At 62.4% G+C, this 11,581-nt stretch carries 11 protein-coding genes; all 11 read left to right on the top strand.

Annotated elements, in window-relative coordinates:
* Positions 1 to 644, top strand: a 644-nt coding sequence (locus AC1D00_RS13135) for a helix-turn-helix domain-containing protein (protein WP_477010963.1), incomplete at its 5' end; no start/stop codon positions are given.
* A gap of 208 nt (positions 645 to 852) precedes the next feature.
* Positions 853 to 1,926, top strand: a complete 1,074-nt coding sequence (locus tag AC1D00_RS13130) for an ABC transporter substrate-binding protein (protein ID WP_477010962.1) — start codon at positions 853 to 855, stop codon at positions 1,924 to 1,926.
* A 60-nt stretch (positions 1,927 to 1,986) separates the two neighbouring features.
* On the top strand, positions 1,987 to 2,811 hold the full coding sequence (locus tag AC1D00_RS13125; protein WP_477010964.1) for an ATP-binding cassette domain-containing protein: 825 nt from the start codon (positions 1,987 to 1,989) through the stop codon (positions 2,809 to 2,811).
* On the top strand, positions 2,808 to 4,064 hold the full coding sequence (locus AC1D00_RS13120) for a sugar ABC transporter permease (protein WP_404554994.1): 1,257 nt from the start codon (positions 2,808 to 2,810) through the stop codon (positions 4,062 to 4,064). The genes AC1D00_RS13125 and AC1D00_RS13120 overlap by 4 nt, the downstream gene beginning before the upstream one ends.
* Before the next feature lie 25 nt (positions 4,065 to 4,089).
* On the top strand, positions 4,090 to 4,818 hold the full coding sequence (locus AC1D00_RS13115) for an SDR family oxidoreductase (protein ID WP_092191293.1): 729 nt from the start codon (positions 4,090 to 4,092) through the stop codon (positions 4,816 to 4,818).
* A gap of 32 nt (positions 4,819 to 4,850) precedes the next feature.
* On the top strand, positions 4,851 to 6,476 hold the full coding sequence (locus tag AC1D00_RS13110) for an FGGY-family carbohydrate kinase (protein WP_477010961.1): 1,626 nt from the start codon (positions 4,851 to 4,853) through the stop codon (positions 6,474 to 6,476).
* Positions 6,477 to 6,691: 215 nt separating this feature from the next.
* Positions 6,692 to 8,023 (top strand): extracellular solute-binding protein, encoded by a 1,332-nt coding sequence (locus AC1D00_RS13105; RefSeq protein WP_084302198.1) that lies wholly within the window; start codon positions 6,692 to 6,694, stop codon positions 8,021 to 8,023.
* A gap of 122 nt (positions 8,024 to 8,145) precedes the next feature.
* Positions 8,146 to 9,060, top strand: coding sequence for an ABC transporter permease subunit (locus AC1D00_RS13100; protein WP_477010960.1), 915 nt, complete (start codon positions 8,146 to 8,148; stop codon positions 9,058 to 9,060).
* A gap of 4 nt (positions 9,061 to 9,064) precedes the next feature.
* On the top strand, positions 9,065 to 9,655 hold the full coding sequence (locus tag AC1D00_RS13095) for an ABC transporter permease subunit (protein ID WP_477010959.1): 591 nt from the start codon (positions 9,065 to 9,067) through the stop codon (positions 9,653 to 9,655).
* Positions 9,656 to 9,664: 9 nt separating this feature from the next.
* Positions 9,665 to 10,426 (top strand): glycerophosphodiester phosphodiesterase family protein, encoded by a 762-nt coding sequence (locus AC1D00_RS13090; RefSeq protein ID WP_477010958.1) that lies wholly within the window; start codon positions 9,665 to 9,667, stop codon positions 10,424 to 10,426.
* Positions 10,423 to 11,581 (top strand): alkaline phosphatase D family protein (locus AC1D00_RS13085; protein ID WP_477010957.1); only part of this gene is annotated, 1,159 nt, incomplete at its 3' end. The genes AC1D00_RS13090 and AC1D00_RS13085, both read left to right, overlap by 4 nt.

Here is an 11,581-nt window from a genome sequence, read left to right as displayed (position 1 = left end):
GCACTATCCCGCTGCGCGGACGCATCCTTCAGTTCAGCGAAGAATTTATCGGCGATCTGATGAAGGTCATGCCCGAGCTTTCGGGCCTTGCCGCGTTGCTGGAATTCTCCCGGCGCGGCGCGCTTTTCACCCGCAGCACAAGCGACGCGCTCGCCCCACTCATGGAGGAGATCGTGACGGCGAACGGCGTGCGCCGGATCGAGCTGTTCATGATGATATTGGGGATACTTTGCCGCGCCCGAAAGGCGCGCCCGCTCTCCAGCCCAAACTACCTGCCCGACCCGTCTGGTTACATGTCTGCGGGCATGAACAAGGCACTTGCCTTCATCCGGAAGAACCTGACGCAACCTTTCGGTGAAACGGAGCTCGCAGCGATCGCCGGTCAGTCGCAAAGCGCATTTTCGCGCTCGTTCCGCCGGCACACGGGCATGTCACTGGTGCAATACGTCAAACGGCTGCGCATCAATCTCGCCTGCCAGATCTTGATGAGCGACGAGCAGGCTTCCATCACCGACATCTGCTTCGAGGTCGGCTTCAACAATCTCTCCAATTTCAACCGGCAGTTTCTGGCCGAGAAGGGCATGCCGCCTTCGCGCTTCAGACGATTGTTGGCGCACAACATCAATGCGGCCCGCGCGGCCTAGCCGGGGAGGAGCAAAGGAGGAGGACCATTGCGGAAGAATGACGCGGACATGCCGATGGCAGTCCGCGACAGGAATCGTCTGTCCAGGATTCTGCGCGGCTTCGGAGCACCGGCGCTCATTGCGCCGTCGGCGACGGAAGCAGCGAAGGCCTGTCTTCAAAAGATCAATGACGGCACTCTAACACCCAGTTCCGGAAAGGAAATCCGAAATGAAAAAGTTCTCTCCGAAAGATGCGGCCACAATTGTGCTGGCCTTGTCGCTGCTCGGCACAACCGTCCTGTTTTCGCAGGCCGCAGAGGTGAAGAACGCAACCGTTGCCTTCCTCATGCCGGACCAGGCCTCCACCCGCTACGAGCAACACGACTATCCGGGCTTTGCGGCAGAGATGAAGAAACTCTGCGACAGTTGCAAGGTGATCTACCAGAACGCCAGCGCAGATGCCGCACGGCAGCAACAGCAGTTCAATTCGGTGATTTCGCAAGGCGCCAAGGTGATCGTGCTCGACCCTGTCGACTCGACCGCCGCGGCCTCCCTGGTCAAGATGGCACAGTCGCAGGGCATCAAGGTCATTGCCTATGACCGGCCGGTTCCCGACGCCAAGGTCGATTTCTACGTCTCCTTCGACAACGAAGCCATCGGGAAGGCCATCTCTGAATCGTTGATCAAACATCTGAAGGCGGCCAAGATCACGGCGAAGGAGGGGGAGGGCGTGCTTGAAATCAATGGATCGCCGACCGATGCCGCTGCCGGACTCATCAAGAAGGGTATCCACGCAGGTCTTGATCAGAGCGGCTATCCAATTCTCGCCGAATATGACACGCCGGACTGGGCGCCGCCGAAGGCGCAGCAATGGGCGAGCGGCCAGATCACCCGCTTCGGCAAGAAGATCCTCGGCGTAGTGGCCGCCAATGACGGCACGGGCGGTGGTGCAATTGCCGCCTTCAAGGCCGCAGGCGTCGATCCGGTACCGCCGGTTACGGGCAACGATGCGACGATTGCCGCGCTTCAGCTCGTCATCGCCGGCGATCAGTACAACACGATTTCCAAACCCAGCGAGATCGTGGCCGCTGCGGCTGCCCAGGCGGCGGTGAAATTCCTCTCCGGCGAGACGCCCAACGCGGAAACCACGCTCTTTAATGCGCCGTCGAAGCTGTTCGTGCCGGCGGTCGTCACCCAGGAAAATCTGAAGGCGGAGATCGTCGACAAGAAGATCCAGACGGCCGATCAGCTCTGTACGGGCCGATATGCCGCCGGTTGCAAGAAACTTGGCATAACACAGTAACTGCGTCTGTCCCGGCCGCTCCCGGCGGCCGGGATGACCGACCAGAGCACGGGCTTGGAAATGACCACGATCTCGGATGTCGATCACCCGCAGGGCGGACTGCGCAAGCCTGTTCTAAGTCTTCGCGGAATTTCCAAGCATTTCGGCGCTGTGTCCGCCCTTACCGACGTCGATCTCGAGGTGCATGCTGGCGAGGTCGTGGCACTTGTGGGCGATAACGGCGCAGGAAAGTCCACGCTCGTGAAAATTCTTGCCGGCGTGCATCAGCCTACCTCTGGAACGATCGCCTTCGATGGCGAACATGTCGTCCTATCCGATCCGGCCGCGGCGCTCGGTCTCGGTATCGCCACCGTGTTCCAGGACCTGGCGCTCTGCGAGAATCTTGATGTAGTCGCAAATATCTTCCTCGGCCGAGAGCTCAATCCAATGCGGCTCGACGAGGTTTCCATGGAGCTCCGCGCCTGGACGTTGCTCAGCGAATTGTCGGCGCGGATCCCGAGCGTGCGCGAGCCCGTTGCGTCGCTCTCCGGCGGACAGCGCCAGACCGTGGCGATCGCGCGCTCACTGCTAACCGAGCCGAAGCTCATTCTGCTCGACGAGCCGACCGCCGCACTTGGCGTCGCCCAAACCGCCGAGGTGCTCGACCTCGTCGAGCGCGTTCGCGCCCGCGGCCTCGGCGTCATCATGATCAGCCACAACATGGAGGACGTACGCGCGGTCGCCGACCGGATCGTGGTGCTGCGCCTAGGCCGCAACAACGGCGAATTCGAACCCGACGCCTCCAACCAGGACCTCGTCACCGCAATTACCGGTGCGGACGAAAACTCGGTCTCGCGCCGCGCCAGCCGGCGCCRCGCCCATCAATCGCCGGAGCAGCGGCGATGACCGGCGACACGCAACGGGTTTCGACGGCGCGGCCGCTCGACCGCAGTGACGAGCGGGTCAAGCACACGGACACACTTGGGAACATGTTCAGCGCTTTTGTGGACCGCGTGCGGTCGGGCGACCTCGGCTCGCTGCCGGTGGTCGTCGGGCTTATCGTCATCTGTACGGCATTCGAGAGTCTCAACCCCGTTTTTCTGGCGCCGAACAATCTGGTCAATTTGCTGTTCGATTGTTCGACGGTCGGGGTCATCTCGCTGGGCATCGTCTGTATCCTGATGGTCGGCGAAATCGACCTCTCGGTTGGTTCGGTGAGCGGGTTCTCTTCGGCGCTTATCGGCGTGCTTTGGGTCGGTCAGGATTGGCCGGTGGCCGTCGCGATCGTCACGGCGTTGGTACTGGGCGCCGCCATCGGTGCGCTCTACGCGTTTCTGTTCAATCGTTTGGGGATGCCGAGCTTCGTCTCGACGCTGGCGGGCCTGCTGGCGTGGCTCGGCCTGCAGTTGTATCTGCTCGGTTCTTCAGGCTCGATCAATCTTCCCTACGGATCACCGCTGGTCAATTTCGGGCAGATGCTCGTCATGCCGCCGATCGTATCCTATGTGCTGGCGGCGGCCGCGAGCCTGGTTGTGTTCGTGACCGGCTACCGGACGGCCGCGCGCCGTCGGCAGGCGGGGCTATCGGCCAGTTCGTCTGGCCGCATGGTGCTGAAGGCGCTGCTGGTTACCATCGTACTCGAATTCATCGTCTATTATCTCAACCTCGGGCGCGGCGTTCCGTGGATGTTCGGTCTGTTCGTCGGCCTGTGCGTGGTCATGAACTACGCGTTGACGCGGACCAAATGGGGCCGCTCGATGTCTGCGGTCGGCGGCAATCGCGAGGCGGCCCGTCGGGCCGGCATCAACGTACGCCGGGTCTATTCGACCGCGTTCATGCTGTGCTCCACGCTGGCAGCCGCTGGCGGCATTCTTGCCGCAGCGCGGCTGGCATCTTCCAGCCAGCAGGCCGGGACCGGGGATGTCAACCTCAACGCGATCGCAGCCGCGGTCATCGGCGGCACAAGCCTATTTGGCGGCCGCGGCAGCGCCTATTCTGCACTCCTCGGAATCATCGTCATCCAGTCCATCGCGAGCGGCCTCACGCTGCTCGATCTCTCCTCGTCGCTACGGTACATGATCACGGGCGCGGTACTCGCTATTGCGGTCATCGTCGATTCGCTGGCACGGCGCTCACGCCTGTCCCATGGCCGAGCTTGAATAACTCTCACAAGAAGGACCAGCCGTGGCCCAGGAACTTGCAGGAAAAGTCGCCGCGATCACCGGCGCCGCGTCGGGCATCGGTCTCGAATGCGCCAGAACCTTGATCGGGGCGGGCGCGCGGGTGGTTCTGATCGATCGGGCAGAGGAGGCGCTGAGCAGCGCTAGCGTCGAGCTGGGCGACCAGGCGATTCCTTTACGTATCGACCTCACCGATCCTGAAAGCATGGGAACCATGATGTCGCAGGTCCTGGAGAAGGCAGGYCAACTGGACATCTTCCATGCGAATGCAGGCGCCTATGTCGGCGGCGAGGTGCTTGGCGGCGACCCCGACGCTTGGGACCGTATGCTCAACCTGAACGTCAATGCGCTCTTCCGGTCGATTCATGCGGTGCTGCCGCACATGGTCGAGCGCAAGAGCGGCGACATCATCGTCACCAGTTCGATCGCAGGTCTTGTCCCTGTGGTCTGGGAGCCGATCTATACGGCCTCCAAGCACGCTGTGCAGGCTTTCGTGCATACCGTGCGCCGACAGGTCGCCAAATATGGCTTGCGTGTCGGCGCTGTTGCGCCAGGTCCAGTTGTGACCGCGCTCATCAAAGACTGGCCCAAAGAGAAGATCGAGGAAGAAATGGCGGCCGGCGGCTTGATGCAGCCGGTGGAAGTCGCGCAGGCGGTGCTGTTCATGTTGACGCGTCCGAGAAACGTCACCATCCGCGACCTCGTCATTCTACCGCAGAGCAACGATCTATAGCATCTTCCGATCGGCGATCTGGATGTGGCCTCATGACCAAAGAATTCGCTGACCGCTATTTTCTTGGCGTCGATGTCGGCACGGGCAGCGCAAGGGCCGGAGTGTTCGATCGCTCGGGCAGACTCATTGCGAGTGATCGAACTCCTGTTGCACTTTGGCAGGAGGCCGGAGACATCGTCGAGCAGTCGAGCGAGGATATCTGGCATGCCGTATGCCGCAGCGTGCGTGGCGCGGTCGGGCAGGCCGGCATCGCGCCGGATAGCATCGCCGGCATCGGCTTTGATGCGACCTGCTCGCTGGTGGTGCTGGGCGAGGGGGGCGAGCCGCTGCCCGTCGGCCCGTCCGGCGATCCTGCTCGCAACGTCATCGTCTGGATGGATCACCGTGCAGCCGATCAGGCCCGCCGGATCAACCAGACAGGCGAGAAAGTCCTTGAGTATGTCGGCGGAGCCATCTCACCCGAGATGGAGACACCAAAACTGTTGTGGCTCGCCGAAAACATGCCCGACACGTTTTCCCGTGCGTGGCAGTTCATGGACTTGACTGACTTTCTGACTTGGCGTGCGACTGGGAGCCTGTCTCGCTCCATTTGTACCGTGACGTGCAAGTGGACCTATCTGGGCCACGAAAACCGCTGGGATGGCAACTTTTTCCGGTCGGTTGGCCTCGGTGTGCTGGCGGACGAGCAGTTCCGCAGGATCGGCACCGAGATCGTACCCGGCGGAACAAGACTGGCGGCGGGTCTGACTGCGGAGGCAGCGGCTGATGTCGGTCTCACGGCCGGAATGCCCGTTGCCGCAGGCCTCATCGATGCACACGCCGGCGGGGTTGGTACGGTGGGCGCACGTGGTGCGGCCGGCACGGTGCTCACGCGCATGGCGTATGTCTTCGGAACGTCCGCCTGTACCATGTCAACCACGACGCAACCGTCCTTCGTTCCCGGTGTTTGGGGACCCTATTTCTCTGCCATGGTGCCGGGGCTTTGGCTCAATGAAGGTGGGCAGTCGGCCGCCGGCGCTGCGATTGAGCATCTGTTGCAGATGCATCCGCATTCCGCGCAGGCGACACATGCTGCACGTCAGAAGCAGCAGACGCTTGCCGATTGGCTTGCCGCGGAAGTCGAATCACGCGGCGGTGCCGACATGATTCCGGACTTGGTCGGCGAGCTTCATGTTGTCCCCGAATTCCTCGGCAATCGCGCGCCATTCGCGGATCCTGACGCGCGTGCACTGATTGCCGGGCTTGATATGCGCGCGGATCTCGAGAGCCTACTGGCGCTTTACCTTGCCGGATTGTGCGGTCTTGGTTACGGGGCCCGGCAGATCGTTCGGGCCCAGCAGGAAAAGGGCATCGCGGTTGATACGATCGTGGTCAGCGGCGGCGCCGCAAAGAGTCGCCTCGTGCGACAGGTGCTCGCTGATTCGACGGGTTTGACGGTCGCCGCGTCGGCATCTCCGGAGGCCGTCCTTCTCGGCTCCGCGATGCTTGGATCAGTTGCTTCGGGTGTCCATGCCAGTCTCGGCGAGGCGATGCAGGCGATGTCGGTCTTAGGGGAAATCCATCAGCCCCAGGCGACTTTGGAAGACTGGACCGATCGGCGCTTCGGAGCCTTTGAGGCCCTGCAGAAAGTCGGCCGGGCCATTAGAGGCGCTTCTTAACTCCCTTCACCAACTCGGCCACGTCCAAAGCATGGTCATGCCGCGCTACCACCTGGCGCGGGACCGCTCCGCCCGCCGCGACCAGCATTCACGTCGCGGGAAAATGCGCCGATTTCCGACTGCCTGTCGTAGCGGATGACTCCCCTTTCATCATCGAGACACATATGTCATGATAGAAATACAAATGTATAAGTCGCCTTCAGGGAGGGCTGTCCATGGGTAGGAAAGTCGCATTCATTGCAGCCTTGTTCGGCGCGTTGGCATTGGTCGGTCCGGCACAAGCGCGGGTCGAGGTGCAGTGGTGGCACGCCATGAGCGGCGTCCTCGCCGACCGGCTCAATGAGCTCGTCGAGAAGTTCAACACGTCGCAGGACAAGTACACCGTCGTCGCGGTCGCCAAGGGCAACTACGATGAGGTGACCAACGGGGTGATCGCCGCCTACCGCGCGAAGCGGCCGCCGGAAATGGTGCAGATCGCCGAGCGCGGTTACATGACGATGCTGCTCTCGGGGGCGGTTGTTCCCGTGCAGGACCTGATAGAGCAGAAGGGTTACAAGGTCGACTTTTCGGATTTCATCAAGCCGGTGGCAAGCTTCTGGAGCTACAAGGGGCGGATGTCGGCGATGCCCTTCAACTCGTCGACGCCGATCTTTTGGTACAACAAGGACCACTTCCAGAAGGCCGGCTTCGACAAGCCGGCCGACACCTGGCAGGAGCTGGAGAGCCAGCTTTACACCATCAAGTCCAAGGGGATCAGCGAATGCGGCACGGTGCTGCCGGGCGACTTCTACTGGAGCCTCCTCGAGAACTACAGCGCCATCAACAACCAGCCTTACGGCACGCTTGCAAACGGTTTTGACGGGCTCGGCACCGAGTTCGTCTACAACAAGACGAAGGTGGTCTCGCAAGTCGCTCGGTTGAAGAAGTGGCTCGACGACGGCGTGATGCAGATCGCAGGCCAGGGCTTCAGTCCGGAACAGTTGTTCACGTCGGGACGATGCTCGACGTTCGTCAATTCGACCGCATCGCACGGCAATATCGAACGCAACGCGACCGTCAATTGGAGCGCCACCTTCCTGCCGCACGAGAGCGACATCAATTCGCCTCTCAACAGCACCATCGGCGGCGGAGCCATCTGGGTCATGAGGGGCCACACCCARGAGCGGTATGACGCCGTCGCGGCCTTTCTGAACTTCCTCGCCCAGCCGGAGACCCAGGTGTGGTGGCATGGCGCGACCGGCTACGTTCCCGCTACCAATCGTGCCTATGCGCTTGCGCGGGAGCGTGGCTACTACAAGGATCACCCAACCAGAGAGATTGCCGTTCTACAGCTTTCACGTGGCACGCCGAACGAGAACTCGCGCGGCTTCCGCTTCGGCAATTTCGTGCAGACGATGCTGGCCCAGCGCCAGGAGGTGGAGGCAGTCTTTGCCGGCCAGAAACAGCCGCAGCAGGCGATGGATGATGCGGTCAAGCGGGGCAACGAGATCTTGCGGCAGTTCGAAAAGCTCAATGCCGGGAAGACACTGGAAACCGAGCGTCCATGACGTTGCGCCTGTCCATCCCGTGGCGTGATACGCGCGCACCCGTGCTTCAGAGAAGGCACGGGGGCCATCAGTCCAAGGCCGGGACGGGCGCGGCGGCCGGCGGATCCCGAACGTCTGGAAAGGTGCGTCGCCGCGAGCAAGAGGCCGGCCTTAAGCGAGCCAATTTCGGCGACGGCCCCGGCCTGCCGACGCTGCTGTTGCTGCCGCAATTGCTGATCCTGCTGTTCTTCTTCTTCATCCCGTCGCTGCGGGCGCTGATGCAATCCGTCTTGCTCAGCGATCCCTTTGGGACCAAAGTCCAGTTCGTGTGGTTCGACAATTTCAAGACGCTGCTTGCGAGTAGCGATTACCGCCAGTCGATTACGGTGACGTTCTGGTTCACGGTGGCGCAGAACGTGCTCACGCTGGGCAGCGCGCTTGTCCTCGCCTTTGCCACTGACAGGATTGTGCGCGGCCGTTCGGCCTATCGCACCATCATCCTGTTGCCCTATGCAATTGCGCCCGCGATCGCTGGCATCCTGTGGGCTTTCCTGTTTAATCCGGCGGTCGGCCCGCTCGCGCAGGTGCTGCACTGGGGCGGCATTGCATGGGACCCCAACCTCAATCCGACTGACGCGTTGATCCTGGTGACGCTCGCCGCGTCGTGGAAGCACGTCTGCTACGATTATATCTTTTTGGTCGTGGGGTTGCTCGCGGTACCGGTGTCGCTGATGGAGGCTGCCGCGGTGGATGGCGCCGGTCCGATCCGCCGCTTCGTCTCGATCGCGCTGCCGATGCTCGGGCCCACCGTATTCTTCCTCATGGTGATGAACTTCATATATGGCTTCTTCGAGACCTTCGCCATCATCGACGCGGTCACCAAAGGCGGCCCCGCCGGTGCAACCAACATTCTGGTTTACAAGGTCTTCGTGGATGGCTTCGTCAATCTCGACCTCGGCTCTTCGGCCGCGCAATCGGTTCTTTTGATGAGCTTCGCGCTGATCTGCACGCTGCTGCAATTCCGCTACTTCGACCGCAAGGTCAATTACGGAGTCTAGCCGAATGGTGGAGCGCTCGCCGATCCTCAACATGGTCTGTCACGCGATCCTGATTGCCGGCGCGCTGACGGTCTGCGTACCCCTGTATTTTGCGTTCGTGGCGGGCTCGCTCACCGTGACCGAGGTGCAGAAGGTGCCGTTACCATGGCTCCCTGGAAACCAGTTTTTCGACAACCTCACCTATCCCGGGCTGATCCTGCCACTGATCGCCTCGGCGACCGCCACGTTCCTTTTTCGCCAGTTCTTCCTGACGGTCCCGGACGAGCTGTGCGAGGCGGCGAAGCTGGACGGCGCATCGCCGCTGCATTTCTTCTGGAGCATCCTGTTGCCGTTGTCCGTGCCGAACATGGTGGCACTCGCCATCATCCTGTTCCTGTTCGGGTGGAATCAATATCTCTGGCCGCTCCTCTTTACGACCGACAAGGATATGGCAACGGCCGTCATTGCACTGAAGGGCCTGATCCCCCGCTCCGACAGCGAGCCGGCCTGGAATATCGCCATGAGCGGCGCGCTCCTCACAATGTTGCCGCCGGCGCTGGTCGTCCTGCTCTTGCAGCGCTGGTTCATCAAGGGTCTTATCGACAGCAGCAAATAGGGTTCGATCATGGTTTTCATCGCCGGGCATCGCGGCGCGCGCAATCTTTGGCCGGAGAACAGCCTTACGGGCTTCCGCAATCTGTGCGAGGAGGGCGTCGATGCGGTCGAGTTCGACGTCCACCAGAGCGCGGATGGCGGGCTTGTCGTGATCCATGATCCGCTGCTCGACCGCACCACCTTGGATAGCGGCCCGGTTGGCGAGCGCAGCCTGAGACGGTTGACGGCAACGCGCCTTCGCGATGCCGGCGACGAATGCATTCCGACCCTCGGCGAGGTGCTCGGCGTGTTGAGCGAAACGACGCTTGAGCTCCACATCGAGATCAAGACCGATGCGCTCGGCAATTGCTATGCGGGCCTCGAAGCGCGGCTGATCGACGAGATCAAGCGCCGGGGGCTGGAGAGGCGTGCAATCATCACCTGCTTCGTGCCCGGCGTGATCGCGACCGTGCGCCGGCTCTGGCCGGAGGCGCAGGTGCTTGCCTCGCTCGACCGCCGTTCGGCGGAGATGATGGGCGGAATCGCGTCCGCGCTGGCACAATTTGCCGCCATTCCCGGCTGCATTGTCGCGGTCGAAAAATCGCTCCTGGGGCTCACATTGCCGCTGGCCCTTCAAGTGCTCGGATCCAAGCGTCTCGGTGCATGGGTGACCAATGAGCCGGAGGATATCGCCTACTGGCTTGCCCAACCGGTGCGGCAGATCACCACCGATCGGCCTGATCTCGCTGTGAGCATTCGGCGCAAGCTTGAAACCGGGCCGGCGCATTCATGATTCCCCGCCGCCGCTTTCTCCTGGGATCGCTGGCGAGCGCCGCGTTGGCGGCGCCCGCCGGGTTCGTGCGCGGAGCGCCACTCTCCTTCAGCGCCGATCCTTTCGCGCTCGGTGTTGCGTCCGGGTGTCCGCGGCCGGATCGCGTCATCCTGTGGACCCGCCTTGCGCCACAACCTCTCGACAGCGGCGGCATGGGCGACGCTGCGGTGGATGTCGAATGGCAGGTCGCCGATGACGAGCACTTCTCGCGGATCGCCTCCAGCGGCGTCGTGCGGACGACAGCAGAGCTTGCGCATTCCGTGCATGTCGAGGCGACGGGATTGCGGCCCGATCGCGTCTACTGGTTTCGCTTCCGCGCCGGTCCGGCGCTTAGCCCGGTGGGACGCACCCGAACCGCGCCGGCCGAGTCCGCGCGCCCGTTCCGTTTTGCCTTCGCATCCTGCCAGCAATACGAGCAGGGCTATTTTGCCGCCTACCGCGACATGGCCGCGCGCGATCTCGATCTTGTCGTTCATCTCGGTGATTACATCTATGAGAAATCCTGGGGATCGCACCACGTCCGCCAGCACGGCGTCGGCATCCCGACGACGCTCGAGGAATTCCGCAACCGCTACGCGCTCTACAAGAGCGATCCCGACCTGCAAGCCGCGCACGCCGCCTTTCCCTGGCTATCAGTCTGGGACGACCACGAGGTGATGGACGACTATGCCAATGATCGCTCCTACACGGTGGGTGACACCGCGCGGTTCCTGAAGATCCGCGCCGCGGCCTATCAAGCCTATTACGAGCACATGCCGCTTCCGCTCTCGGCTCGTCCACGCGGCGCGCACGCCACGATCTACGAACACTATCGCTTTGGCGACGTGCTTGACGTGCTGCTGCTCGACGACCGGCAATATCGCTCGGCATCGGCTTGTGTCGGAAGCGGACGCCCGACCTGGGTGAATGACTGTGCAGGCCGAACCGACGAAACGCGGACGATGCTGGGCGAGAGACAGGAGCAATGGCTTGGGGCGCGCCTGCGCGACTGCCGTGGTCGCTGGACGATCGTCGCGCAGCAGACCTTGATGGCACAGGACAAGCGGGAAGGGGATGATGGCGCGCACTTCTGGATGGACGGCTGGGACGGCTACCCCAACGCCCGCCGTCGTCTCC

The sequence above is a fragment of the Bradyrhizobium sp. P2_E8 genome (assembly GCF_056403875.1).
The sequence above is the reverse complement of the archived record's forward strand: the minus strand, read 5'-3'. Positions and strand labels throughout refer to the sequence as shown.